This is a genomic window from Prevotella sp. MGM1 (assembly GCF_002933775.1).
In the GTDB taxonomy this organism is placed as follows: domain Bacteria; phylum Bacteroidota; class Bacteroidia; order Bacteroidales; family Bacteroidaceae; genus Prevotella.
This window is the reverse complement of sequence record NZ_BEWV01000203.1, coordinates 83,417-109,779: the sequence shown is the minus strand read 5'-3', so window position 1 is coordinate 109,779 and position 26,363 is coordinate 83,417. Positions and strand designations below refer to the sequence as shown.

The window sequence follows — 26,363 nt, the reverse complement described above, 5'->3', positions numbered from 1 at the left end:
TTCATAATAATCAGCAAACAGAAACTATTACATAAATGTTTAAAAATCCATTCAGACGCAAGAAATACGAGCCATTGCCATACAATGAAGTCTTCGACTACAGCATGACAAGGAACGATGAGCCCAAATGCAAATACACAGTAATGCACAATGCCGTCAGAGTGCACGACCTGAAATTCGAGCCTGTACACGAGGAAGTGATATACGTTGAGAACAAATATGACGAAGCGGCCAACAGGTGCATTTGCGACAATATAGACCTGATACGCAGATGCTTTGCCAAGAGAAACTTCATGTTCATATATCTGCCGCTCATCGGCAAAGACCTTATGGACAAAAGTATATGGCGCTATCACTATCCGGACAGGGAAACAGGAGAGAAAGGCGAACTGCCGGCACTAAAAAGCGACTATCTTCTCGACTTCATGAAGCGGCCTGAAAACAGGACAAAGATAAAGCCTTGTTTTGTAAGATACAACTATTCCTTCAATGAAACGGAGTTTTACGGGGGCAAGGCAGAAACATCATGGACCGATTTTTTCGATACTTTCGAATTCGACATAAGCGAAGCAAAAGATGTAAAAGACTACTTTGAATGCCTGAGCGAGCACATCGCTGGAAAACTGTTCTGGTGGTCTGGCCTATGTTCGTGGGGCAAAAGAGAATATGAAGATGCCGACGACGCCTTCGACAACGAAACCATGAAGTTGCTTGAAGACGTGAGATACAAGATCGCACTGCTCCGACGGAAAGGCATCAGCGACGTCATACTGAGCGAACTGGTAAAGCCGGACATTGAGTTAAGCCGGATAATCATCAGCAAAGACTACAGAATAACACTACCGGAATATAACAATACGGAAATAACGATGACTCCGCTCGTAAAGGCTGTGTTCCTGCTGTTCCTCAAACACCCGGAAGGGATACGCTTTAAGAGCTTGCCCGACCACAGGAAAGAGTTGTCTGTAATATACGACAGCATAAGAGGATGCGCCGGCTCGTCAAAGAGAATAATGGGCATCAGGAAATATAGCGACAACATTCTCAACGTTACCGACCCTCTAAACAATTCCATAAACGAAAAGTGCACGAGGATAAAAGAGGCTTTTCTCCTGAAAATCCATGAGTCACAGGCCTGCAACTATTTTATAACAGGCGAGCGCGGCAAATCGAAAAAGATTGCACTGCCGCAGAATCTGATAGTATGGGAAGACTGACCCAACTCCCATTCAATCTACAATCTGAATATGAATTAAGTATCATTATTTTCCATAACAATACGTTTTGCATAGTTGTGCAAGACTGATGATGCTTTAGCTCATATCCAGGCAATTACCAACAACACACAGAACTATATCTTATACATTATGCTATATATTCACTATACCTGCCTGTGAGAAAAAAACAATTGCATCAACACATATATTGCAGATAGCCTGCAATGCAGCTGTTTCACATTAATAAACAAAGAAAAGATTTGCAGATATTGCAAAAACGGAGTATCTTTGCAGAAGATAAGCGGTGCCCCGGCATCGGGAACAAGCTCCCGACGCATCAGGCTTGCATTATCTTTGCATCCGATTTGCATAATCCTTGCAGTCGGTTTTGAACAAGAATAAATTTTATAATCACGAAATAATTATGATGACAGCAAACGAAATACGCGACTCGTTCAAGCAGTTCTTCGAGTCGAAAGGACATGCCATCGTGCCGTCCGCACCGATGGTGATTAAGGACGACCCGACGCTGATGTTCACAAACGCCGGCATGAACCAGTGGAAAGATATAATCCTCGGCACACGCGAGCCGGAACCGCGCCGCCGGGCAGACTCTCAGAAGTGTCTGCGCGTGAGCGGAAAGCACAACGACCTCGAAGAGGTGGGACACGACACGTACCACCATACTATGTTCGAGATGCTCGGAAACTGGAGTTTCGGCGACTATTTCAAGGAAGGTGCCATAGACATGGCATGGGAATATCTCGTGGACGTGCTCAAACTCGACCCGAAAGACCTGTATGTCACAGTTTTCGAAGGCTCGGAAGAAGAGGGTCTCGACCGTGACGACGAGGCTGCGGCGATATGGGCCAAGCACGTGCCGGCCGACCATATCATCAACGGAAACAAGCACGACAACTTCTGGGAGATGGGCGACACAGGCCCCTGCGGTCCCTGTTCGGAAATCCATCTCGACTCGCGCACACCTGAGGAGAAAGCCAAGACACCGGGACGCGAGCTGGTGAACATGGACGATCCGCAGGTGATAGAGATATGGAACCTCGTGTTCATGCAGTTCAACCGCAAGGCTGACGGTTCTCTTGAAAAGCTCGGCATGAACGTGATAGACACCGGTATGGGCTTCGAGCGTCTGGTGCGCGCCCTGCAAGGCAAGCACTCCAACTACGATACCGACGTGTTCCAACCGATAATAAAAGAGATTGCACGCCTCTCGGGCATGGAATACGGTAAGGACGAGAACACCGACGTGGCCATGCGAGTGATTGCCGACCACCTGCGTGCCGTGGCGTTCTCCATCGCCGACGGTCAGTTGCCGGGCAACGCCAAGGCCGGTTACGTCATCCGCCGGATACTGCGCCGTGCCGTGCGCTACGCATATACGTTCCTCGGGCAGAAAGAAGCATTCATGTTCCGCCTGTTGCCGGTGTTCATCGGCGAGATGGGAAGGGCATATCCCGAACTGGAAGCACAGCGCGAGCTTATCGGCAAGGTTATCAAGGAAGAGGAAGACTCGTTCCTCCGCACCCTTGACAAGGGTATCAGCATGCTCAACGGAGCCATGGACAATCTGAAAGCGGCCGGCAAGAGCGAGCTTGACGGCGCACAGGCCTTCCGCCTTTTCGACACATACGGATTTCCGCTCGACCTCACCGAGCTGATATGCCGAGAGAACGGCGTGACGGTAGACGGAAAACAGTTTGACGAGGAGATGCGCAAACAGAAAGAGCGGGCACGCAATGCCGCCCAGGTGGAAAGCTCTGACTGGACGGAACTGGCTCCCGGCGAACAGAAATTCGTGGGCTATGACTACACTGAGCACGAGTGCAGGATACTGCGCTACCGCAAGGTGACACAGAAGAAGAACACATATTACGAGTTGGTGCTCGACCACACGCCATTCTACGGTGAGATGGGCGGCCAAGTAGGCGACTGCGGAGTGCTGGTGAGCGAGACCGAGACCGTGACCGTAATAGACACCAAGAGAGAGAACAACCAGAGCGTACACATAGTGAAAGAACTGCCGAAGAACATCGAGGCTGACTTCATGGCGTGCGTAGACACCGACAAGCGCGACGGAAGCGCAGCCAACCACACTGCCACCCACCTACTCGACTACGCCCTCAAACAGGTGCTCGGCGACCATGTGGAGCAGAAAGGCTCTTACGTAAGCGCCGACACGCTGCGCTTCGACTTCTCGCACTTTGAGAAAATGAGCGACGAAGACATCAGAAAGGTGGAGCGGATGGTGAACGACATGATACGCCGGGACATACACATAGACGAGCATCGCGACATCGCGATAGAGGAAGCCAAGAAGCTCGGAGCCATCGCCCTCTTCGGAGAGAAGTATGGCGACAAAGTGCGCGTGGTGCGCTTCGGCCCCAGCTGCGAGTTCTGCGGAGGTATCCATGCCTCGTCTACAGGCCGCATAGGCATGTTCAAGATCATAAGCGAAAGCAGCGTGGCCGCCGGCATACGCCGCATCGAGGCCAAGACGGGCAAGGAATGCGAGGAGATGATGTACAATCTTGAAGACATCATTAAGTCTATCAAGGCGCTGTTCAACAACGCCAAAGACCTGCGCGGCGTCATCGGAAAGTATATCGAGGAGCACGACTCGATGAAAAAGGAAATCGAACACTTCCAAGCCCAGGCCGTGGAGCGCGCCAAAGAGACTCTCGTGCAGAAGGCACGCAACATCAACGGCACAACGGTAATCACAGCCGTACTGCCCATGGAGGCCACGGCAGCCAAGGATTTGGTGTTCAAGATACGTCAGGCAGTGCCTGAAAACCTGCTCTGCGTCATCGGAACGGTGGCCGCCGACAAACCGATGCTGAGCGTGATGCTGAGCGACGACATGGTGAGCGGCCACGGACTGAACGCAGGCCAGATTGTCCGTGAAGCGGCAAAACTAATCCAAGGAGGCGGAGGCGGACAGCCCCACTATGCGACAGCAGGCGGAAAGAACGCCGACGGACTGAGCGCCGCTGTGGACAAGGTTATCGAACTGGCGAAACTCTAAGCACGTCAAGACTTTAAATATAAGCATATACTATTTATTTGGCGGATTATACGAGAGATATTTTTCATTTCACGTGTAATCCGCCAAATTTTTATATAATAATAAGTAGATAGAAGGCAAATATAATTTAGTGGTTTTTTTATATAGAAAGGATGCTTATTTTCATAAAGAATAAGTATATTTGCAAAAAATACAAGCCTTGCATAATTTTAAAGCGGCTTCTAAATTAATGACGTAATAAAGATAGAGAGAATGATATAGAAATTTAACAAAGACATAGAGAGAAAAGAAAGTGTTTGCTTTTACTTGATGTACTTTCCAAAATCGCCAAATTTAGAGTACACATCAGCAGTAAGAAGCGAATGCTTGCATCGTATGGTGTGAGCGTCGCTGTTGTATGTGTACAGGTGTTTGGCGATACCAGGAAAGTAACAACAGGATGGTATCACACCTTTTTTTTGCTATTTATAGTCGCAAAAGAATAAGCCTATGAAAAAGAAACAGTAATGCAAAAACAAAATAATATTTCATTATTCTGCAAGTCTTGCAGAAAGATTTTATAGTAAATTGAGTTTACTTCTTATTATATTTGCAAACAGTATTAACAACTAAAAGATTTTATATATGCTTACAACAATATTTTATATTCTTCTATTTATTCTATATATTATTTTTGGATATAGATTAATCATCCAGCTCCTACTCTGGATGCTAATAAGTTATTGGCTATGCGATATAACCCCGAATGAGACATATTCATGGTATTCGGGGATATGGCATGGAATGTTTTTCGTTCCTAATTTCCTCAGAAGTTTACACAGTAACACTCTTTATAAAGCGGAATATTATACTACTGCGTATAATATATGGTGGTGGTTATCAACTATTGTTTTAACTATATCATTTATATTTGGTGAAAAAGGGAATAACAGATATTACAGATAAGCGTGTTCATATCCGTCATAAAAAAGCAGACATGATTAGAATAATAAAGCAAGCTCCAAAGCTGCATAAAGTAATCTCATATAAATCAGATTACAAATGTTTAAAACAAAAGTATTAATTATGAAGTATCTAAAACTTATTTTAGCATTAATGCTCCTACTCTGCCTCACAAAAATGCCATATAGCTATTATGAATTAATAAGATTTGTGTCGGTGGTAGTTTTTTCGATAATGGCATATAATTATTATAAAGAAGAGAAAGAAAACCTTGCCATCACGTTCAGCGCATTAGCAATATTGTTTCAACCGTTTATAAAGATTGCACTAGGACGTACTATATGGAATGTCGTCGACGTGCTTGTCGCTATATTCATCACAGTTCTTTACTTTATGGAAAAGGATAAAAAAGAAACAATATAGCAAGACAATACAATCAATCCTGCCACAGATTAATACCCATAAAAAATCATTCAACCTATGTTGTCATTTATAAAAAGATTATTCAAACAAATAATTAATAGAGAAGATATTATCTGCCATTATCCTCCATCGGATTTCGATATGCCCGAACAACCAAATACATATAAAGAAAGTCCCAAACTGTTGTCATTGAATCATCTGCCATTTGAACCCCAAAAAGACGAGGTCATTTTTGTGGAGAATGGGTATGACGAAAAATTTAACAGGTTTATTATTGACAATCTTGATACTATTGTTAAATGTTTTGCAAAAAGAGATTTGACTTTTATCTATCTGCCATTTCTCAATAAAAACATAGAAAAGCAGGAAAAAGTAATCCGTTATTGGATGCCTCACTACGATAAAGGATCTAATTCAAACCTAACAAGTCTGGAAAACAGCTTCCTGCTCGACTATATGAGTCATCCAGAAGAAAGAGACAATATTAAGCCTTGCTTTGCAATACACTATTGTGTATATATAAATGGTATTTCAATATATAAAAGTGCCAAATCAGATATTACATACTCCCTATATGAACTTGACATAGATAATATCACATCTCCCGGAGATTTCTTTTATAACATGGCAGATTTTATAGCTGATTCTACAAAAAGCTACTTCTTAGAAAGAAACAACTATCCAGCCATTAATCGTAAACAAGAGTATTCCGATGATGCGACAAAGAAAATTTTATATAATGCCGATGATAATTTTGATGAAGAAACACAGTGCCTGCTTGATGAAGTAAAGACAAAAATTGACTTTCTCAGAAGCAAAGGCATCAGCCAGATAATACTAGAACAGTTGGTAGAGCAGAACGTTAAGCTCAGCCGTATAGTCATAAGTAAGGACTATCGAATTGTTCTCCCCGACTATAATAACATAGAAATAATAATGACTCCGTTGGTAAAAGCAGTGTATTTACTGTTCTTGCGTCATCCCGAGGGCATCCTCTTTAAGGAATTAGTGGATTACAGACAAGAGTTATCGTATATATACAACGATATTAAAGGAATAAAAACATCGAATCAGCAAACAGTCGTTCAAACTTATAATGATAGTATTATTAATGTGACCGACCCGCTTAAAAATTCCATTAATGAGAAGTGTACTAGAATAAAAGAGGCTTTCTTAATCCGTTTCCAAGAAACACTGGCCAAAGAATACTTCATAACAGGAAAAAAGGGAGAACCCAAACGAATCACACTACCAAAGGATTTGATTATATGGGAGTAAACAACGGCAAAGAAATAGGTTTGTTTTAAAATAATCATATATATGGAGGAAAATAAAAATAAAGAAGATAATTTTTTTGTATGGATATGGCCGACTGGTATTGAACTCATATTCTTTTGGATTAACATGGTCATAAATACAATTTCATCTGCTTCCGGATGGAGCATAATTGCTGCGATAATTCTTATTTGCTTTTACACAGGATTGTTTGTTTTTGCAGGAATAATGACTTTGTGGGCAATCCAAAGCTTTTGTAATTACATCTATGTTGAAAATGTTATATTCAAGCTTACATTAGCAACGATTTTACCTTTTCCTGTTTTTGTAATACTAATAAGTATATTAACAGGAAGTATTCCAGCATTGTTTGACCCTATATTCATTGATTATGATGGAAGATAATAGTAAAGTTCTCTACAATAAAAATCATTACCACCGTTTTGATTTCTATAAAACTCCATTAGATTTTGTATACTACGATAATGGAGAAGACACCCTGAAATACTCTGATTATGGTATCACACGTAATGACATCAATTCGTATATAGCTATTATAGAAAAAGAAAGGGAAAGAATTGAATATAAAGAAAAAGTCTTTTCCAATAGACTAAATGTAGCATGTGTGTTATTTGGAATTTTTGAGTTTATATTTTTTTGGTGGTCAATTGGTTATTTTAACGATTTCATGAAAGATATAGAATTGTTTATAAACATTATACTATATCCATGCTATGGTATTTACATATATTTTTTAATAAAGATTGCATATCCTTATGGCGTATTTATTATGAGTTCTGTAAAAGAAAGTCTATTGCAAATGGAAAAATGCCCTAATCATGTTTTACATGAAGAACATATAAATAAATATTTTGATGACCTTTTGTGGGTAATATATCATAAAAAGAAACACTAATTTTGCACTTGCCAGTTGAAATTACGGATTATCTTGATACTCCTGTTGCTTTTAGAATGTCAGGTTATGAAGTTGCAGAACCGGAGGAAGAAAAAAAGGTATTGTTCTTATTCATTATGCATATCAATATTTTGACACTAATGGAAATACTCTTAGTTTGGGTATAAGAGACACTATCGTTACGCCAACTTTCGCAAAGATAACGGATTAAAACGAATATGAGAATCATCAATCACAAAAGAATCATCAGCCTATTATTAAAAGCCGTGCTGTACTTAGGCATTACGGCCGTATCTTGCAATAACAATCCAACAGGCAAACCACACGAAAAATATGAACCGGACATGAATAACTACACTGATAACAGTGGCATAAGTACCGGCGAAGACGGTAATTATGCTGCACAAAAAGCGACTAATCAGTGTACGGATTATAACGAAATCAGCGGCAGCAAGGATAGCCTAAGCGTAATAATGACGAGCATTGCTAATGGTAATAAGCGCAAATTAGCCTCACTATGTCTTTTCCCTTTGGAACGCAAATACCCGCTTTACGACATTCAAAACTCCGAACAACTTATCAAATATTTCGACATCATGTTTGATAATAAGTTCAGGGAAAGAATAAAAAGAGCAACAATCGACAATTGGTATTCTTGCGGTTGGCGAGGATATGGATTTGGAGAACGCCGCGGTACACTGAGCGAACTTAGCGTTTATGATATATTAACCGCCGTAAACTATTACTCTGACAGAGAGAAACAAATGCTCGGAGCATTGCAGCAAGAAGAGATTAAAAGCTTGCATCGGTCATTACAAGCAGAAAAATGGGTTCCTTATGCCTGTCTGTTCGATGTAACAGACAACAGTATCATCCGTATTGACGTTAAAGAAGACAATAGCTACGAGTATCACAGTACCACCACTTCACGACTATTAAAATACAAGAAAGGTGGTAAAGCATCCGACATACCCGATAAGATCTTGTTCGGCACAATCACAACAGACGGTTCTGCCAACGAGAGAGAATTCAATTACAAAGATAATTTTGGTTCATCCATCTCTTTCATGGACTTTGATGGAGCCAAAGACGAATATGGAAGGACAGAAATAGATATTGAAGAAAATAGTAAAACAATAACGCACAAAGTTAAAAAGACCTATTGGCGCGATGTTATGAAACTGTGATTTCCATGTTGCAATCCGGTGTTTTGATGTCAAAAGTCAACCAGCCAGCAAAAAATAACAGTTTGTTAATAGAGTAAAAAAATCATCATTTTCACTCGATTTTTGCGAAAATTGCACTCCAAAAGTGCATTTTTTCGCTGTTTTTGCACTCTCATAGTGCATTTTTTCATTATCTTTGCAGCATCGACAATCACAGAAACAAGATAATGGAACAGTTATATAATACAATGAAAGTGTTGCTGAACTATACCTCGTTAAGTTTCAAAAGGTATAAGTTCAAAGAGATAGGAGCGCACAAAAGGATGTTTGGGATTGTGGGACCGCGAGGTGTCGGCAAGACAACGATGATATTACAATACATCAAAGAGCATCTGAATATATCCGAAACGCTATATGTTTCGGCGGACAATATGTATTTCTCGACCCATAGTCTGATCGGGCTGGCCGACAGATTTGTAAAGCAGAACGGCCGCAACCTGTTCATAGACGAGGTTCATAAATACAAGAACTGGTCGCAAGAGCTTAAACAAATATACGACACCATGCCGGAACTGACCGTCGGTTTCACCGGCTCCTCCGTATTGGACATATATAAAGGGGCGGCCGACCTCAGCAGAAGAGCTCCTATATATGAGATGCAGGGACTGTCGTTCAGAGAGTATCTGCACCTGTTCCACGACATTGAAGCAAGCACCTACACCCTCGACGACATACTGAAAGGGGAAGTAAGGATACCGGGCACCGACCATCCCCTGCCCCTTTTCAACGATTATCTACGTCGGGGATATTATCCTTTCGGCCTCGATGCAGCCTTTGAGATAGAGCTGCAGCAGGTCATCAACCAGACAATGGAGACCGACATACCCACTTATGCCGAGATGAACGTGTCTACCGGAAAGAAACTTAAACAGTTGTTGGCCATCATTGCCGAAAGCGTACCATTCAAACCGAATGCCAGCAAGTTGGCGGAGATGATAGGAATAAGCAGGAACAGCCTAAGCGACTACCTGTATTACATAGAAAGAGCGGGGATGATTGCACAGGTGAAAGACACTACCGGAGGAATAAGAGGACTGGGAAAAACGGAAAAAGTATATCTCGACAACACCAATATAGCATATAATCTGGGGCGGGACAATGTCAATATAGGTAATATAAGGGAGACGTTTTTCTACAACCAGATGCGTGTAAACAATCCTGTTATAGCCTCAAAGGTATCCGATTTCGAGATAAACGGCATCACATTCGAAATCGGCGGGCGAAAGAAAGGACAGAAACAGATAGACGGTCTCGAACATGCCTATATCGTAAAAGACGACATAGAGTATGGATATGGGAACGTAATACCTCTCTGGATGTTCGGATTAAACTACTGATTTGCATATAAATTTGAACTACATCAACATATTTCATAGCACTCTTTGCACTTCGTAATATACTTTTTATTATCTTTACAGCATATATCCGATATGTCATAGGGATGACATTATATACGGATTGATTAGTAAACAGAGCGTTAAAGATATTATCCCTCTTCGAAATGTGGAAGTTTCAAGCATACAGGGGTGATAGCAATAATGCTCACGCTTATGATTATTATTATTATATCCATGCCAATGGTATATTATATCTAATAGCGTGAGTTATTGTTTATTGTTTGTATGCGGGTCCTTCCACAACCTCGAAGAAACAATATCCAATAGTCCCCACGCTTTTAAAATATAAACAGCCGCTTCAGGGGATTTATGGCACAAATTAATAAAACAAATGAAAAACTTTTTATTATCATTGACAATTCTGCTGTCTGCAAGTTTGTCGTGCTTTGCACAAAAAGAACAAGTCACAATTAAAGCCGGTACAATCGTTCCATTAGAAGCTATCAAAGAAGTCAGAGGAGCAAAAGCGCATGAAGGAGAGCCTGTAGACTTTCAAGTTACAAGAGATATTATCGTTGATGGTAGAATTGCCATACCCGCCGGTTCATTAGCTAAAGGTGTTGTATATGAAGCGAAGCGGTCGACATGTTTTGGAACAAGAGGCCGTCTTGGAATAAAAATACGCAATTTAATTACTCCCAATGGGGATATTGTAAACTTCACATCATCTGACATTTACATAAAAGGAAATAATAGAACTCCTGTATCGGTTGTTGTTTTCTGTTTAACTTGTCTTCCTTTCCCCTGTGGTGGCAAGGCAGTAATGAAAGTCGGATATGAGGTTGATGCGACAGTAGCATCTAATACAACAATAACCATTTGATAATTAATGCAAAATAATACAGGCAGCATCACCCCGCCTGTATTATTTATTATATCAAAACAAACACTAAATAAGCATTTTCACAACGTCAGTTTGGCATAACAAAATATCAGCCAGCAAGTAGGGACTTATTCTTGTATTTGTCCGCAGCCCGCAAGGGCTAAGTCATTACTATCGCCTTTACTTTATTATTATATGTCCAAAACATATTCTATATTGCGTCTTAGCCCTTACGGGCTGCGGACAAATACAAGAATAAGTCCCTACACTGCCTGTGAATAGATATCAATAAAACTATATTCTTATACTCATTCCCACTCGTCAAATTCCAGATAGCCCTCAAACCACTCGTCGCGGTGCATGCCTGCGTCTATCGACGGGTTTGAAACGGACAGGCCGATAAGGCGTATCCGGCGTTCGGCAGGGTGACCGGCCTCCTTCAACAATCGCTTGGCAAGAGGCAGAATATCGTCTTTTGTCTGTAAAATTTTGTGTTGCGTGATGCTGCGCGTTATCTGATTGAAGTCGGAATACTTTACTTTCAGCGTCAGAGTGCGACCCTCAAAACGGCCTTTCTCAATGCGACGCACCAGCTCGAGCACCACATGATACAACTCGATAAGCGCCGCCGACAATGTTTTTAAGTCTTCGGCGAAAGTCTGTTCGCATCCAAGCGACTTGCGGACATATTCCGTTTCGACCGGCCTCATGTCGATGCCACGGGCAAAATCGTAATACACACGCCCCATCTTGCCAAACACTTCACACAGATGCCGAAGCGAACAGCGGCGCAAATCGGCACCGGTGAATATTCCCATGTAGTGCATACGGTCGGCCGTGCGAGGCCCCACACCCCAGAAATCTTCTATTTTAAGCCTCGATATAAATTCCGACGCACGGTCAGGATGAATGACAGTAAGCCCGTCAGGCTTACGGATCTCCGACGCTATCTTTGCCAAAAACTTGTTGTAAGACACTCCCGCCGATGCCGTCAGACACAGTTCGGCACGTATACGTTGCCGTATCTCCCTCGCGATGTCGACAGCGAGTGGCATACCGCGCTTGTTTTCGGTCACGTCAAGAAAGGCCTCGTCAATCGAAAGAGGCTCGATTATATCGGTATATTCGGCAAATATACCGTGTACTTGTCTCGAAACGGCTTTGTATAACGCATGATCTCCACGCACTACGACAAGCCCCGGGCACAGGCGCCTGGCCTTTGCCATAGGCATTGCCGAGCGAACACCGAACCGCCGAGCCTCATAGCTGGCCGTCGACACCACCCCGCGAGGCCCGTCATGGCCCACTGCCACGGGAACACCGCGCAACTCCGGATGATCACGCTGTTCGACGGAGGCGAAAAAAGCGTCCATGTCAACATGTATTATCTTTCGTTCGCCATATATATTAATGTCTTCAACTGGTTTGTCCATCATCTGGCAGTTATCCTTTCGTTTTTCGCTACACCAATCTCACCGCATACTAAACTTCAAAACACGCCGTCGATACCGTTTGTTTCCATCGTATAATAATAAAACCAAATCCATGCCACGTATCGAAACATATCACCTATACATCCGCATCACTCTATCCCGGGCACATCATCGGGCTTCGGTATGCGACGGTTCGGATTCTCCTTTGCGCCGAGATCCACAAGTTCCCTGCCTTTCTTGACCACACTCTGCGCTCCCGTCACCAGTTTGTTGTTTGCGAAATCGTATGCTTTCCTGCTCTTTTCCAGTGCGTCGCCGAGGTCGTTGTAACGCTTTATGAAGTCACCGAGACGGTCTATGAGCTGTTCGGCAGTACCGAACACCTTCTCCTGGTTTTCCGCCTGCTGGTTCTGCACCCACGCTATATGTATCATGTGCAGGATGCCGAGCAGGTTTTGCTCGCCCGTGATGAACACCTTACGCTCGAAAGCCTCGCGCCACAGCGTCGGGTCGTTGGCAAGAGCAAGCTGCAACGACGACTCGAACGGCACGAACATTATAACGAAATCCACTGCCTCGCGGGGCGCACGGATATACTTGCTGTAATCTTTTCTCGCCAGTTCGCCCACATGTCGGCGCACGCTCTTTATGTGGTCCTGCAAGTGCCGGTCACGTTCCTCTGCCGTCTCCGCGTTCACATAACGCTGATACGCCACGAGCGACACCTTTGAGTCTATGATGGCGTCCTGCCCTTGCGGATAATGCAGGATCACATCGGGCTGCATCTCACGGTCGGTTTCGTCATTTTTCAGCGCACGCCCCGTCTCGTCACGCAGTCGTGCCTGCACCTCATAGTGTATGCCCTCGGTCAGTCCCTGACTTGCGAGCAGGTCTCCGAGAATTATCTCGCCCATGTTTCCCGCCGCCTTGTTGTCGCGCCGGAGCACGTTTGCCAGCGATTCGGCCTTCTCTCCTATCTCCCTGTTGCTCTCTATCATGCGGCATATCTGCTCGCGGAACGACGCCGAGTGCTCGGCTGAGTCCTTGATGTTGTCCGTTATGGCCTTGCGCATCTCACTGATGGCGTCTTTCAGCGGCTGGGTGATATGGCCGATATTCTCCGTATTGCGCTCTTTCAGCTTGTCGGCGTTCTGCTCCATTATCCGTGTAGCCATGTTGGCTATCTGCTCTTTTGCCGTGCGCAGTTGTTCGGCAAACTGCTCGCGGCGCACCCTGGCCTCCTCGTCGGCATGCTTGCGCAACAACTCTATCTCACGTGCCTGCGATTGCGACCGTGCGCCGAGAGTCTTGTTTTCGGCTTCAAGGGCGGTCGCACGCTCGGCGAGCCTTGCCAGTTGCTCGTTTCTTATACCCAACTCGGTGGCCGTGCGTTCCATTTCTATCGAACGCGCGGTAATAACCTTGTCTTTCTCTGACATGCCGCGACGCATTAATGCGTATGTGACGCAAATGCCTGTCACGGCTGAAATGATTGCAATAAGTATTGCCATGATTATGCTCTGTCTGTATATTGTTTTTATATTATTTGCCGGTTTCCCTTCCGCCCTGCCCTATAAGAGCGATATTCTGTTTACAGCCAGCGGACGGGAGCCGGACGAAAGGTCGGCACATACCGTGCATACATATCCTCCGGCATCACTCTCCACCGTATCGAAGCGCGCCTCTTCCAACGGTATGGAACGCAGGTCGCGGCGGATGCCCTCGCCTGTCATTTTAAGGTAGCTCTCTTTTTTTGTCCAGTAACGTATGAAGGAAATATCCTGCCGTTGGGCCGCCATCACATCCAAGTATTCACGCTCGCCGAGAACCCTGCGCGCAAGATTTTCATTGAACGCACGGATGGTCTCGATATCAACCCCCACCCTGTTACCGTCAACCGCACAGGCCACCGCAGACCGGCAATGGCTAAGGTTGAAATGTATATCTTCACGGCCTACGATAAACGGCTTGCCGCCCTCATGTAAGCCGAGTTCCACCGGCTCGTCGATGCCGTACTCCTGATATAAAGCCCTGCTCAGAAGCATATATGCCGCCGTACACGCACGGCGATCGGTCTCGTGCCTGAATGCCATGGCCTTCAGGCGCCGTTGCGGCGGCAAGGCATCGATAGCCCGCAACAGGTCGAACGAGTGAATATCCTCTGTGATATAAAGCATTGTTTACGCCTCTGTTTTTTATTTATATGATTAATGTATTAAAGAAAAAAACTTGTCCATGTGCCTGCATACATTTGCCGCATGTCATACATACTCTGTCTGAGCCTTCGGCCAATTGACGAGAAAGAGTTTTTCCGTAGCCCGGGTGAACGCCGTATAAAGCCAGTGGATATAGTCGGGAGTGAGCATCTCGTCTGTCATATATCCCTGATCCACATATATATGCGCCCACTGCCCGCCCTGCGCCTTATGGCACGTCACGGCGTATGCATATTTTATCTGCATGGCATTATAGTATTTATCTGTCTTCAAACTCTTCAACCGGTCGGCCTTTCGTGGTATATCGGCGTAATCGGCCATCACGGCATCGAACAACCGCCCGCTCTGCTCGAGCGTAAGCGCCGGAGCCTCTGAGTGCAACGAGTCGAGAACCACCGTGCATACAAGCTCCATTCCGTCGTAATCGGGAAATTCAAGAGTCACGTCGGCAAATCGGAAACCATGCTGCTCATGCACATTGCGCACCTTTCCGACCCGCGCCCGATCGCCGTTGGCAATGAACTCTATATTACCGTGCTCCCTGCGTTCGGTCTCCCCGAGATATTTGTTCTTCACAATCATCACCATGTCGCCTGCCGCCAGTTCCTCTTCACGGCCGAGCACCATCGATCTTATACCTTTATTGTACACGTTCGCCCGCTTGTTGCTCCTCGTGACTACCATTGTCTCGTCTGTTCCCACCTCGCCATAGCTTGTGGCAAGAGTCTCTATCAGTTCTTCGCCGGACACAGAAACAATATCGGCAAATCCGGCAAATCTCACCCGAGGCATGGACACATTGCCGCTATCGGCCATCATCCGACGTATTACGGTGGCGTTATACAATATGCCCGACTCGGCACTCTGCCGGAGAACCTCGCTCAAATCGGCCTCATACACCTTAAGACCATACGCTGAAAGTGCAGAGGCCGAAAGTGCCGGACTCTCCGTCTCACCGACGGGCGGCAACTGGGCACGGTCGCCGATAAACATAAGCCGGCAGTTACGCCCGCCATATACATACTCCATAAGGTCGTCGAGAAGCCGCCCGGTACCGAAACCACCGCCACCATCGGCTATCATCGATGCCTCGTCTACGATGAACAGCGTGTCGGAATACAGGTTGTCGCTAAGCCGGAAGCCCGACATGTCGGACGACAACGCCTTCTGTCGGTATATCCGCCTGTGTATAGTACCGGCCCGAACACCGGAATAGAGCGAAAGAACCTTCGCCGCCCTACCGGTCGGGGCGAGCAGCCTTATCTTCCATCCGAGCGCTGTCAGGGCTTTCACCACGGCCGACGCAAGGGTGGTCTTTCCCGTACCGGCCGCTCCACGCATTGCCATGACCACCCGCTCGCCGGCATCCGTCATGAAACGGACAAACGTGTCTATGGCAGCGGCCTGTTCGGCCGTAGGCTCCACGCCGAGCGCCAGGCGCACCCTGTATGTAAGTTCTTCGCCTATCATAAACGCAAAGGTAAGAAGAAAAGGCGGAACGGACAAATTTTTCACCAACAAGGAAACAGGTGTACATGAAGAACGACAATGCCGACGAACGGCAGCAATACAGCGGGTGAAGACATGAAAGGCACAAGCCTGGAACGGAATAAGACCATCAATATTGTAAATATTATTCATACCACCAGTATTACGTCTCCGACTGCATATTTATGCAAAATCAAGCATTATACGAGTATAAAGACTTTAAGAAATGATATATTTTTCATTGTCATGTGCCCGAATTACCGATATTCCGCAACGGGATACCCGTTGCACTGCATTCGGATACCCGTTACCTTCCGTTTAGACACCCGTTGCGTTGTGTTTAGCCGCTAAACGCAACGCAACGGGATACCCGCCGAAAGCCTGCGGGAAGGCTTATTTGCATAAATATACATATCGAAACATAAAAAAATGCGGAATTTCACGCCATTGTGAAGTTCCGCAAACACACATGCCGGCATAGACAGCCAAACAATAATTAATATATATTCGATACATCAAAATGCCCGAAACATGGAAATATCATATTTCATGGTATTTCTTTTGTGCATAAACATACGCGAAAGAGCATCCGCCTGTAATAAAAACATCATACAATTCATATCGTCAAATTATTTAATATGCCACAAAGATAGCACAAAACCGGACATGAAACAACAATTTTCACGATACACTTCGCGATATAACAGACGAAACGGATATAGCCGAAAAGGATAATAAAACTGTTAATCATGGTTATCTAACAGTAAAAAAAGTATTTATAAACAGCACTTATCAATTTTTATTAATAATTTTGAAACAACAAGCAACCGATGACAATACGGTAAAAACATCATGACAACCCTTTCACATAAACATGCCATACTGACGGCCGTGACACTATGCTGCACATACGGCATGGCGCAGACCAGCCATGTGGTGACCGACATGGAGACAGGCACACCGATAAGGGATGTCACAATCATATTCAACAATATCGACTCTTGCCGGACGAAAACCGAATATACAGGTATTTTCACTTGTCCCGACTCGGCCCGCACACTCACATTCAAACACTCCAAATACGAAGGCAGGATAATGGACAGGCACGAGCTGAAAGACACTATAGAACTGCTGCCCAACATGAACAGGCTCAACGAGGTGGTGATAAAAGGCAAGAGACCAAAGATTTCACCGTTCGTGATGGGTCCGATAAAAGACGCCGCACTCTCAGCGCCGAGGCAAACGGCAACGGCAACGTTTGATGTTGTAGACCTTTTCACATGGAAAAAGCGCAAGAAAACAAAGAAGAGAATCAAGGCTATTGAGAATTATTGATTATCTTTGCAGTCTGTAACAACGACATTGACAGCGGATGAAGATAAAAGGCAACGCCATAAACATCGTCCTGGCAGGGGCTGTGGCTCTGCTGGCATATCTTTGCGTGGCCAGCATACAGGCTCCGATGAGGTTTGACAGCAAGCGCACGGAGCGCGAGAAAGACGTGAAACGGCGGCTGGTAAAAATCAGACGCTCCGAAGAGTCTTTCCGAAAGGCCAACGGCCACTACTGCCCGTCGCTCGAAACGCTTGTAAGAGGCGGCTGGATGGCCGACTCGCTGAGATACATTCCGCACAGCGCCAACAAGGAGTTCAGGCTCGCCACCGGCACCACGATGTCCCGGGCGGGCGAAATTGTGCCGCTGATGGAATGCGGAGCCGAGTATGCCGACTATCTCGAAGGCCTCGACAAAAACTCCATCAACGCCATAACAGACGAGGCCAACAGCGCCGGACTGTTCCCCGGACTGCGCATAGGCAGCCTTACAGAGAACAACGGCAATGCCGGAAACTGGGAAAAAGGAAAATGAACAATTCACAATTACATCGCAATACCCAATCATGAATACCACCGGGACAGCCCCTACGACCAACAATAAGAGACTGACGATAAGGGTCGGAAGCCACACACTCTCGTTCTCAACCGTGAGAAGCACGGCCGAGGGAAACTCCGTCGTATACGAACCCTATACCGTGAAAAGCGGGATATCAATGGCCGCAAACCTCAGGGAAGCGCTGAAAACGGCCGACATGCCTGCCGAAGGATTTCAAAGAGTGACGGCGGTAATCGTATCTCCGGTAATGCTGATACCCACCGACCTGTTCAGTGAAGGCGAGAAAGACATGCTGTACAGACACGCGTACACGACAAACGGAAGCGACACCGTGATGCACAATGTGCTGCCGGACCTTAACGCAGTGGCCCTGTTCTCGGTAAACAAAGATCTCAAACTCGTGATTGAGGATAACTTCAAGCATCCCACGTTCATGTGCGCCATGGCTCCCGTGTGGCGTTATCTTCACCAACGCAGTTTCACGGGCAACAGAAACAAACTGTACGGCTACTTCCACGACGGGAAGCTGGAGCTTTTCAGCTTCACACAGCACCGCTTCAAATACTGTAACACGTTCGACACAACAAACGCACACGACTCTCTATACTTCCTGCTCTACGTATGGAAACAACTGATGCTCGACCAGGAGCGGGACGAGATACACCTCGTGGGAAACATTCCGGACAGCGATTGGATAACCGAAGAGCTGAAAAAATTCATCAGACGTACATATATCATCAACCCGTCGGGCGATTTCAACCGTGCGCAGGTGACACAGATAAAGAACATTCCATACGACCTGATGACGCTATACGTAAAAGGAAGATAAGCGAAGCAGAAAAGGACATACGGCAAAATGAGAATAATAACAGGAATATACAAAGGCAGACGATTTGATGTGCCGCGTTCGTTCAAGGCAAGACCGACGACGGATTTCGCGAAAGAAAATATCTTTAACGTATTGAACGCATACACCGACTTCGACGGAAGCACGGCTTTAGACCTGTTCGCAGGCACCGGAAGCATCTCGCTCGAACTTGTATCCCGTGGGTGCAAACGGGTGGTGAGCGTGGAACAGGACAGGGATCATCACGCCTTTATATTGCAATGCCTCAAAAAACTCGGCACAGACACCTGCCTGCCTGTCCGCGGAGATGTGTTCAGGTTTGTCAAATCGTGCAAGCAACAGTTTGACTTCATATTCGCAGACCCGCCCTACGCACTAAAAAATCTGGGTGAAATACCTGATATCATATTCGAGAAAGGACTGCTGGCAGACGGCGGCATGTTCGTACTCGAACACGGAAAGGAATATGATTTCAGCACAAACACGCATTTCGTGGAGCACCGTGCCTACGGAAGCGTAAACTTCTCGCTATTCACAAAAGCGGCGAAAGAAGCCGGGTAAGACTCTCCCAAAGACGCGGAAAAAAGCCTGGATTCATGCGACCGGGCTTTTCCGACAACGGAACGGAACGGCCGAGATCTTCAAGGAAGATACGCCTGAAACGGCGGGCGACGGTCTCGTCATAGAAAAAAGCATTTGACTCGAAATTGTTTTCAAAACTGCGCGAGTCGACATTTGTTGATCCGCACGTGGCAAGAGAGTCGTCGCAGACAAGGATTTTGCTGTGCAGAAATCCGCTCTCATACAGATAGACTTTCACACCTGAGGCCGTCATGTCACGCAGATATGACCTGCCGGCCCACTCCACGAAACGTGCGTCGCTGCGCTCGGGCACTATAATACGCACGTCTATGCCGCCAAGCGCGGCTGTCTTCAAGGCGAAAAGTACCGGCTCGGTAGGTATGAAATAGGGCGTCTCGATGTATATATATCTACGGGCGGCAATTATCACGCGCATATATCCCTGCATAATCTCGGGAAACGGGGTCACGGGACCGCCCGTCACAATCTGTATCAGACAGTCGTCATAGTCTGACGATACCACAGGGGGATAGTACTTTCGGTCTGAAAGACGCGTGCGATCCACGAAATACCAGTCTACAAGAAATTCTCTTTGCAGCGAATAGACCGCACTGCCGGTTATCTTTGTCATCGTGTCGCGCCACGGCCTGCCTTCAACACCTTTCACATAGCGCTGCGCTATGTTCATTCCGCCGATAAATCCGACCTTGCCGTCTACAACGATTATCTTGCGGTGGTTGCGGTAATTGACCTTGCTGGTGAACGATGGAAACCGCACAGGCAGGAAAGGACAAACCTCGATACCCTCTTCACGCATACGCTCAAAGAAATGGCGGCTCACGTTCCAGCAGCCCACATCATCGTAAATGACACGCACTTCGACTCCCTGTCTCGCCTTGTCGATAAGCGAGTCGGACACAAGACGGCCGAGAGCGTCATCGGCAAAAATGTAAATATCGATATGTATGTGTGACGTAGCATTACGAATGGCGGCTAGCAATGCCGGAAAGAATCCGTAACCGTCGGTATATATGTCTACGGTATTATCCTTGAAAGGCAGTGCCATGCTTTGATTTACAAACAAATCGATGGTCTGTTTGTGGTTTTCCGGCAACCGCAGGTCTTGTTGTCCGACAAAACTGAGCATCGACCGCCTTGTGATCTCGTTCATGCTACGCTCGCTCACAAGCCTATCTCTGCGCGTATTGACACCGAAGAACACATAAAGCACAATGCCTGCCACCGGCACAAAGTATATAACGAGCGCCCACGCCATTGTCTTTGCCGGCAGACGATTGTCCATCAGCACATGTATAATGGCGAGAATGACGACTATGTCATTGAGAATTACGAGCGTAAGGTATAGTTCGTGCATCGCAGTATGTTATTTGTTTGTTTCAGTGATGTTGCTTGTTTATAGTGGCAGCGTGACTTACCCGTTGTTGCCATAGGCCCGGTCACTCATCTGAAACCTACCAGCTTATGGGTTTGAAGCGACATCCGCCATTTCGGATGTTCTTTGACATACTCCATACAAGCGGCTGTTATCGTGCCGTTCGACTCCCTGTCACCCGTATCGCAGGGCTGCAGATAATAATAATCGGCTTCTATTCCATAATCGGATACATCCCGGCACGACAGCGACAACGATAAGCCACTGGTGGTACTGTCAAACGCCTTGCCGCCAAACACGCACTTCAGCTCATTGCAACGTGTTATGGCAGGCCGACCCGCACTGCCGAGAAAAGCCTCTTTCGGGGATACGGTAAGCCAGTCTATCGTTGAGGGAACGGGGCGGGTACCGTTTGTTTCCATGGCTACCTCAAAGCCGGCATCATGCAACAACGCCACAAAAGCATCGTCGACCTGCAAAGACGGCTCGCCGCCGGTGAGCACTACAAAGCGGGACGGGTAGCGGCTGACAGCCGAAAGTATCTCATCATCACTCATCTCATACGCCGCGGAGTGTTCCGTATCGCAGAAAGGACACTTCAAGTTGCACCCCGAGAAGCGCACGAAGACAGCCGGACGACCTGTATTGTGCCCCTCGCCTTGCAATGAATAGAATATCTCGTTAACCTTTTTAATCCCTCTCATACGCTATTTCTTTCTTTTTTCTTAAACCTTATCCTGCCGATTTCGGCATACCGTCAGTCTTCCTCGTAAGTCGCAATGTTGCCCTCACTCTCCTGAACCGAGACCTTATAGCATTGCGGTATCTGCTCGGTACACCACTTTGCTATGTTCTCCGCAGTGGGATTGAAAGGCAACAGTTCATTCAAATCACCATGATCGAGATACCCTTTAATCTTGTTTTTCACCTCAGTGAAGTCACATACCATGCCGTTTGCATTCAGTTCCCTCGACTTGCAGAATACCGTTATAACCCAATTATGTCCATGCCTGTGCGTACATTTGCTCTCATAGTCAAGCGTAAGACTGTGACAAGCCGATATTTCTATTGTCTTTTGAATATAATACATACTGTTTTTTGATTTTATAATTAACCACGCCTTGCGGTCATTATCCTTATTTTCCAACTTCAATCATCTCCCTGGCAATACCGTTTACTATTAACACGCGCCACTGTAAGGTATCAATTCACCATTATGTCGCTACCGAGCTGTCGGGCAAGGGCATCCCGCAACATCTGCGTGTCCTTGTGTTCCTGCATCAATTGCATTATACGGTCCATGTCGCTGCCCGCCTGCCGCAATTGCTGTTGAATGTCGGCAAGGCGCCGTTTGACTATGTCCATCCGGAAATCGAGTATCAGATGAACCACACGCTGCCGCAATGTCTCGGGCTTATGCTTCATTTCGAGACTGCGGCTGAGCTGGTACCGGTTTATGACGAGCTGTCCGGCAAGCCTGCTTATCTCCACATCTGGATGATGCATGAAATATGTCTCGGCGCGGAAGCCCTCGTCATTGTTGTGCTCAACGGCCTCAGCCAATATGCGGTTGTAAAGCTCGTTGCCGAACACAAGACCGTCCTGTGCCATGTCGTAGTCAATATATTGTGCCACAGAGAGGCTCACGGCCTGTCCGTCTTCCGTTTCAAGCCCGTCGAATATTATCTCCTCGCCATGCTTGATGACGCTCTGTATCAGCATACGCTCCACCTCACTTGCCTGTTCGGCCACGGTGTGCAGCCCTATCCGGGGCTGCGGCGAGGACACGGCCACAGCATGTTGACCGTCTGCCTCATCGCCCTGCTGTTGCCTTCTCTGCTCGCGCTCAGCCTCCTTGGCCTTGTTTTCCACGTCACCGCGGATAAAACTGTTCATAGTGTTGATAAGCGTCCGCTCGCTCATGCCGAGCCTATGCGAGCACTCGTGGATATAAGTATCGCGTGTTATCTGGTTCGGAATGACCGAGACGCTGCGCACTATGCTGCCTATCGCCTCCGAACGCTTCACCGGATCAGTCACACCTTTAAGCAGAAGGTCTGTCTTGAACTGTATGAAATCGGTCTGATGACCGTCTATATATGCCACAAACTCATCCGCGCTATGCTTCCTTGAGAAACTGTCGGGGTCGTCTCCGTCGGGCAGAAGCAGTACCTTGATGTTCATACCCTCGGCAAGCAGCATGTCTGTTCCCCTCATGGCGGCATGAATGCCTGCATCATCACCGTCGTACAACAGCACTACGTTTGCAGTAAAGCGGTGCAACATGCGTATCTGATACACACTGAGAGCCGTTCCAGAGTTGGCCACCACATTCTCAATGCCGCACTGGTGCATTGCTATCACATCGGTATATCCTTCCACCATATACACACAATCCTCTTTCACTATCGCGCGTTTGGCCTGATATAGTCCGTAAAGCTCGTGATCCTTATGGTATATCTCCGACTCGGGCGAATTGACATACTTTTGCTGCACGCCCTTGGTTCGCGAATCGAGAAGCCGTCCTCCGAAAGCGTTTACCTTTCCGCTGATATTGAACCATGGGAAAATCACCCTTCCCGAATATCGGTCTACCAGCTCTCCGCTCTCCTTTTTATAGCACAGTCCGGTCTTTACGAGAAACTCCTCCTTGTATCCTTTGGCTATGGCCGCTTTCGACATGGCATCGCGCCGCATAGGAGCATAGCCGAGCTGGAACTTCCTCATGATGTCGTCTCGTATTCCACGACTGCGGAAATACTGCTTTCCGATGGCCTGTCCGTCTTCGTTGTTGTGCATTATGTCCATGAAATAGTCTTTCGCCCATTCATTGACTATGAACATACTCTCACGTTCGTTGGCCTCGCGCCGTTCATCGTCGGTCAGTTCCCGCTCTTTTATCTCTATGCTGTATTTCTTAGCAAGCCACCTCAATGCCTCCGGATAAGACAGTTGCTCATGCTCCATGATAAAGTGAACGGGTGTTCCTCCCTTGCCACATGAGAAACACTTGCACAGCCCCTTGGCTGGCGATACATAGAACGATGGCGTTTTGTCGTCATGAAACGGGCACAGACCAACATAGTTTACCCCACGCTTGCGCAAGGTGACAAAGTCTGAGACGACGTCTACAATCTCTGCGGCATCAAGTATTCGTTCTACGGTAGGGCGGTCGATCATTTTTTTTATTCTTTCAAGGAGTTAGAGGAGTTAAGGGAATTATCGCGGACTGCGTCTGCTGGAGTTAAAGACAAATCTCACTTCAAATACCCCGCCAGCTTGCTCCTGTTGGCCTTCAAGCCTTTCGCCATACTCTTAGCATTGGTCCTGGCACCGAGAAGTGAGGTGTGAGTGTGGTCCCGGTTGTAGTATTTCATCGCCTTTTCTTTGCTTCCGCACTTCTTGTCGAGATAGTCGGCGGTAATGTTGTGCATATCCACAAATTCGACGCCGGTCGCATCGACAACCTCACGATACCACTTTCCATAGCTGTCGTTGCGACGCTCAATCCTGCCTTTCGGCCACTCGTTTCGAGGTGTTAGGGATACAAGTATCGGAGTGGCGCCCTTCTCGCGAACATCCTGTATGAACTTTTTAAGATACCAGCCGAACGTATACACAAGTTCATAGTTTCCGCCTTTCTCCATCTTGTATACACGGGTTGAGTCAGACGTACCTGGTATCGTGCCGCGCGCACGGTCTTTGTTGATTGGTCCTATGTCATTATGTCCGAACTGTATTAGCACAAAATCACCCGGTTGCAGACTGTTGTACACACGATCCCATCGTCCCTCGTTGAGATATGTACGGGTAGAGCGGCCAGCATGGGCGCAATTAACACATGTGATCTTCCTATCATCGAAGATTGTATAGGCTTGCGATCCCCAGCCCCACATGCCGTTCTCGTCCTTGTCTTCGTTTTTCACTGTAGAATCTCCGGTGATGAACACCACCGGCTTGCCTTTCTCACGCCTCACGGCCACAGTATCCGGAACCACGTTTATCATCATCGCTTGCAGCGGCGCCAATGCCGGGTCGGCGCTTGCGGCTATTCCCTCGGCGGCCGAACGGGCGTTCATCTCCGCCCCGAAGCGGCTCGTGTGTATGTTGTCCTTATAGAAGTGGTAGCTCTCTTTCCACTTGCCGTAGCGGTCGAGCTTTGCGCCCGATATTTCGTTGAGGTCTACGTAGGGCACGCCCTGCTCGCGGCTGATTTCTTCGAGCCATGCCCCGTGGGGCTTGCGCACTATCTTCCCGTCCTCGCCGTACGCGTTGCGGGGCGTTAGCGACATCAGTATAGGATGCGCCCCGGCGGCACGGCAGTCGGCTATATACTTGCGCATGTATCCGCCGTATGTGTAGACGGTCTCTTTCTCGCCCGTCTCCTTTATCGTCACTTCGAGCGAGTCGTGTCCCGTGCCCTTTATCACGGCGCGCGCACGGCCCTCGTCGAACGGTCCGTTGTCGTTGTGCCCGATAGATATTATCACCCAGTCGCCGGGTTTGAGGGCCTCGCGCACCGCCGGCCACAGCTTGTTGTAGTACGTGCGTGTGCTCATTCCGCCGAGAGCCTGGTTCTCGACGCTTATCTTGCCGGCATCGAAAAACCTGTGGGCGAAATATCCCCAGCCCCACTGTCCGTTGTTGCCGTTGCCCAGCGTGCCGTTGCGCATCGTCGAGTTGCCGATGAGAAATAGCACCGGATTGCCGCCCTTCCGGGTCGTGCCCGGAGCGGGACGGGCCATGAGAGCCTTGTTGATGCTGTCGGGGGTGTTGTCTATCACTTTGTTTACGTCTTCAACCGGTTTCAGTTTCTGAGCCGCCGCAGGCACGGCCAACGCTCCGAATACGATAATGGCGGATAGCAGTCTTTTCATTTTTCAGTAGTTATTATTGTTGTTGTAAATAGCTATGCAAAGATAATAAATAAGTGACGAAAAACGATAACGCTTCACCTCTTTATTTGACAATGGCGCAAAAAGCGGCATGCCGGCACTGAACGGAATGCGCTTCAACGTCCATGCTTTGTAAATAAAATATCAACCATCCTTTGTCCGGACTGCGATAAAAAGTCATGCGGAAACCGATTGCTGGACGATGGTTTTTACTTTGTTTTTTGATAAAAACACGGACGACAAGCGACGCCCGTGCCGTGTTTGCGCGTCCGGAGCGGCATTGCATCACGTTCGGCAACCCGTTGCGCCGCATTCGGCATCCGAATGCCGTGCATTAAGATACCCGTTGTACC

At 46.9% G+C, this 26,363-nt stretch carries 22 protein-coding genes; 13 read left to right on the top strand and 9 right to left on the bottom strand.

What is annotated here, in order from left to right; genetic code table 11:
• Positions 1-35: 35 nt before the first annotated feature.
• The 9 genes from MoGM_RS08755 to MoGM_RS08710 all read left to right on the top strand — a co-directional run bounded on the left by MoGM_RS08755 (position 36) and on the right by MoGM_RS08710 (position 11,265).
• The gene (locus MoGM_RS08755; RefSeq protein ID WP_104369693.1) at positions 36-1,217 is read left to right on the top strand and encodes a hypothetical protein; all 1,182 of its coding nucleotides are present in this window, start codon (positions 36-38) and stop codon (positions 1,215-1,217) included.
• 424 nt (positions 1,218-1,641) lie between these two features.
• Positions 1,642-4,263, top strand: a complete 2,622-nt coding sequence (gene alaS / locus MoGM_RS08750) for an alanine--tRNA ligase (RefSeq protein ID WP_104369712.1) — start codon at positions 1,642-1,644, stop codon at positions 4,261-4,263.
• A gap of 1,041 nt (positions 4,264-5,304) precedes the next feature.
• Positions 5,305-5,628, top strand: a complete 324-nt coding sequence (locus MoGM_RS13510) for a DUF6804 family protein (RefSeq protein WP_371410519.1) — start codon at positions 5,305-5,307, stop codon at positions 5,626-5,628.
• A gap of 57 nt (positions 5,629-5,685) precedes the next feature.
• Positions 5,686-6,906: a hypothetical protein gene (locus tag MoGM_RS08735; RefSeq protein ID WP_146078697.1), complete on the top strand. Its 1,221-nt coding sequence runs from the start codon at positions 5,686-5,688 to the stop codon at positions 6,904-6,906.
• A 42-nt stretch (positions 6,907-6,948) separates the two neighbouring features.
• A complete protein-coding gene (locus tag MoGM_RS08730; RefSeq protein ID WP_104369690.1) occupies positions 6,949-7,308 on the top strand; it encodes a hypothetical protein in 360 nt (119 codons plus the stop codon).
• The gene (locus tag MoGM_RS08725; protein WP_146078696.1) at positions 7,295-7,819 is read left to right on the top strand and encodes a hypothetical protein; all 525 of its coding nucleotides are present in this window, start codon (positions 7,295-7,297) and stop codon (positions 7,817-7,819) included. Before MoGM_RS08730 ends, MoGM_RS08725 begins: the two co-directional genes overlap by 14 nt.
• 218 nt (positions 7,820-8,037) lie before the next feature.
• The gene (locus MoGM_RS08720) at positions 8,038-9,006 is read left to right on the top strand and encodes a hypothetical protein (protein ID WP_104369688.1); all 969 of its coding nucleotides are present in this window, start codon (positions 8,038-8,040) and stop codon (positions 9,004-9,006) included.
• A gap of 206 nt (positions 9,007-9,212) precedes the next feature.
• On the top strand, positions 9,213-10,382 hold the full coding sequence (locus tag MoGM_RS08715) for an ATP-binding protein (protein WP_104369687.1): 1,170 nt from the start codon (positions 9,213-9,215) through the stop codon (positions 10,380-10,382).
• A gap of 391 nt (positions 10,383-10,773) precedes the next feature.
• Entirely contained in the window at positions 10,774-11,265 is a 492-nt protein-coding gene (locus tag MoGM_RS08710; RefSeq protein WP_104369686.1) for a hypothetical protein, read from the top strand.
• A gap of 308 nt (positions 11,266-11,573) precedes the next feature.
• Here MoGM_RS08710 and dinB read toward each other — a convergent pair whose 3' ends face one another.
• From dinB to MoGM_RS08690, 4 genes are all read right to left on the bottom strand, one after another.
• Entirely contained in the window at positions 11,574-12,701 is a 1,128-nt protein-coding gene (dinB, locus tag MoGM_RS08705; RefSeq protein ID WP_233210227.1) for a DNA polymerase IV, read from the bottom strand.
• A gap of 146 nt (positions 12,702-12,847) precedes the next feature.
• The gene (rmuC, locus tag MoGM_RS08700) at positions 12,848-14,209 is read right to left on the bottom strand and encodes a DNA recombination protein RmuC (protein WP_233210224.1); all 1,362 of its coding nucleotides are present in this window, start codon (positions 14,207-14,209) and stop codon (positions 12,848-12,850) included.
• A 60-nt stretch (positions 14,210-14,269) separates the two neighbouring features.
• Positions 14,270-14,875: a 4'-phosphopantetheinyl transferase superfamily protein gene (locus MoGM_RS08695; RefSeq protein ID WP_104369684.1), complete on the bottom strand. Its 606-nt coding sequence runs from the start codon at positions 14,873-14,875 to the stop codon at positions 14,270-14,272.
• 84 nt (positions 14,876-14,959) lie between these two features.
• Entirely contained in the window at positions 14,960-16,384 is a 1,425-nt protein-coding gene (locus MoGM_RS08690; protein WP_104369683.1) for an ATP-dependent RecD-like DNA helicase, read from the bottom strand.
• 870 nt (positions 16,385-17,254) lie between these two features.
• On the opposite strand from MoGM_RS08690, the gene MoGM_RS08680 reads away from it, so the two are divergent.
• Genes MoGM_RS08680 through rsmD form a run of 4 tightly spaced genes read left to right on the top strand, consistent with a single transcriptional unit; the run spans position 17,255 to position 19,701 of the window.
• Entirely contained in the window at positions 17,255-17,737 is a 483-nt protein-coding gene (locus MoGM_RS08680) for a hypothetical protein (protein ID WP_104369681.1), read from the top strand.
• Positions 17,738-17,774: 37 nt separating this feature from the next.
• The gene (locus MoGM_RS08675) at positions 17,775-18,269 is read left to right on the top strand and encodes a hypothetical protein (RefSeq protein ID WP_104369680.1); all 495 of its coding nucleotides are present in this window, start codon (positions 17,775-17,777) and stop codon (positions 18,267-18,269) included.
• Positions 18,270-18,300: 31 nt separating this feature from the next.
• Positions 18,301-19,122 (top strand): DUF3822 family protein, encoded by an 822-nt coding sequence (locus MoGM_RS08670; RefSeq protein ID WP_104369679.1) that lies wholly within the window; start codon positions 18,301-18,303, stop codon positions 19,120-19,122.
• Positions 19,123-19,149: 27 nt separating this feature from the next.
• Positions 19,150-19,701 (top strand): 16S rRNA (guanine(966)-N(2))-methyltransferase RsmD, encoded by a 552-nt coding sequence (rsmD, locus tag MoGM_RS08665; RefSeq protein ID WP_104369678.1) that lies wholly within the window; start codon positions 19,150-19,152, stop codon positions 19,699-19,701.
• On the opposite strand, the gene cls is transcribed toward rsmD, so the two are convergent.
• From cls to MoGM_RS08640, 5 genes are all read right to left on the bottom strand, one after another.
• Positions 19,673-21,097, bottom strand: coding sequence for a cardiolipin synthase (gene cls / locus MoGM_RS08660; protein WP_104369677.1), 1,425 nt, complete (start codon positions 21,095-21,097; stop codon positions 19,673-19,675). The two genes, rsmD and cls, sit on opposite strands and share 29 nt — an antisense overlap.
• Before the next feature lie 86 nt (positions 21,098-21,183).
• Positions 21,184-21,810 carry a 7-carboxy-7-deazaguanine synthase QueE gene (locus tag MoGM_RS08655; RefSeq protein WP_104369709.1) on the bottom strand — a complete coding sequence of 209 codons (627 nt, stop codon included), beginning with the start codon at positions 21,808-21,810 and terminating at the stop codon, positions 21,184-21,186.
• 62 nt (positions 21,811-21,872) lie between these two features.
• The gene (locus MoGM_RS08650) at positions 21,873-22,205 is read right to left on the bottom strand and encodes a 6-carboxytetrahydropterin synthase (RefSeq protein WP_104369708.1); all 333 of its coding nucleotides are present in this window, start codon (positions 22,203-22,205) and stop codon (positions 21,873-21,875) included.
• Between the two features lie 113 nt (positions 22,206-22,318).
• Entirely contained in the window at positions 22,319-24,295 is a 1,977-nt protein-coding gene (gene dnaG, locus MoGM_RS08645) for a DNA primase (RefSeq protein ID WP_104369676.1), read from the bottom strand.
• A gap of 77 nt (positions 24,296-24,372) precedes the next feature.
• Positions 24,373-25,992: a rhamnogalacturonan acetylesterase gene (locus MoGM_RS08640; RefSeq protein ID WP_104369675.1), complete on the bottom strand. Its 1,620-nt coding sequence runs from the start codon at positions 25,990-25,992 to the stop codon at positions 24,373-24,375.
• Between the last annotated feature and the right edge of the window lie 371 nt (positions 25,993-26,363).

What these genes read in the sequence shown, in the direction of transcription:
- MoGM_RS08675 (WP_104369680.1), top strand. Translation starts at nt 17,775, where the DNA reads ATGAAGATAAAAGGCAACGCCATAAACATCGTCCTGGCAGGGGCTGTG.
- cls (WP_104369677.1), bottom strand. Translation starts at nt 21,097, where the DNA reads ATGCACGAACTATACCTTACGCTCGTAATTCTCAATGACATAGTCGTC.
- MoGM_RS08725 (WP_146078696.1), top strand. Translation starts at nt 7,295, where the DNA reads ATGATGGAAGATAATAGTAAAGTTCTCTACAATAAAAATCATTACCAC.
- dinB (WP_233210227.1), bottom strand. Translation starts at nt 12,701, where the DNA reads ATGATGGACAAACCAGTTGAAGACATTAATATATATGGCGAACGAAAG.
- MoGM_RS08710 (WP_104369686.1), top strand. Translation starts at nt 10,774, where the DNA reads ATGAAAAACTTTTTATTATCATTGACAATTCTGCTGTCTGCAAGTTTG.
- MoGM_RS08640 (WP_104369675.1), bottom strand. Translation starts at nt 25,992, where the DNA reads ATGAAAAGACTGCTATCCGCCATTATCGTATTCGGAGCGTTGGCCGTG.
- MoGM_RS08720 (WP_104369688.1), top strand. Translation starts at nt 8,038, where the DNA reads ATGAGAATCATCAATCACAAAAGAATCATCAGCCTATTATTAAAAGCC.
- MoGM_RS08730 (WP_104369690.1), top strand. Translation starts at nt 6,949, where the DNA reads ATGGAGGAAAATAAAAATAAAGAAGATAATTTTTTTGTATGGATATGG.
- MoGM_RS08715 (WP_104369687.1), top strand. Translation starts at nt 9,213, where the DNA reads ATGGAACAGTTATATAATACAATGAAAGTGTTGCTGAACTATACCTCG.
- MoGM_RS08690 (WP_104369683.1), bottom strand. Translation starts at nt 16,384, where the DNA reads ATGATAGGCGAAGAACTTACATACAGGGTGCGCCTGGCGCTCGGCGTG.
- MoGM_RS08650 (WP_104369708.1), bottom strand. Translation starts at nt 22,205, where the DNA reads ATGTATTATATTCAAAAGACAATAGAAATATCGGCTTGTCACAGTCTT.
- rmuC (WP_233210224.1), bottom strand. Translation starts at nt 14,209, where the DNA reads ATGGCAATACTTATTGCAATCATTTCAGCCGTGACAGGCATTTGCGTC.
- MoGM_RS08670 (WP_104369679.1), top strand. Translation starts at nt 18,301, where the DNA reads ATGAATACCACCGGGACAGCCCCTACGACCAACAATAAGAGACTGACG.
- dnaG (WP_104369676.1), bottom strand. Translation starts at nt 24,295, where the DNA reads ATGATCGACCGCCCTACCGTAGAACGAATACTTGATGCCGCAGAGATT.
- rsmD (WP_104369678.1), top strand. Translation starts at nt 19,150, where the DNA reads ATGAGAATAATAACAGGAATATACAAAGGCAGACGATTTGATGTGCCG.
- MoGM_RS08755 (WP_104369693.1), top strand. Translation starts at nt 36, where the DNA reads ATGTTTAAAAATCCATTCAGACGCAAGAAATACGAGCCATTGCCATAC.
- alaS (WP_104369712.1), top strand. Translation starts at nt 1,642, where the DNA reads ATGATGACAGCAAACGAAATACGCGACTCGTTCAAGCAGTTCTTCGAG.
- MoGM_RS08735 (WP_146078697.1), top strand. Translation starts at nt 5,686, where the DNA reads ATGTTGTCATTTATAAAAAGATTATTCAAACAAATAATTAATAGAGAA.
- MoGM_RS08695 (WP_104369684.1), bottom strand. Translation starts at nt 14,875, where the DNA reads ATGCTTTATATCACAGAGGATATTCACTCGTTCGACCTGTTGCGGGCT.
- MoGM_RS08680 (WP_104369681.1), top strand. Translation starts at nt 17,255, where the DNA reads ATGACAACCCTTTCACATAAACATGCCATACTGACGGCCGTGACACTA.
- MoGM_RS13510 (WP_371410519.1), top strand. Translation starts at nt 5,305, where the DNA reads ATGTTTAAAACAAAAGTATTAATTATGAAGTATCTAAAACTTATTTTA.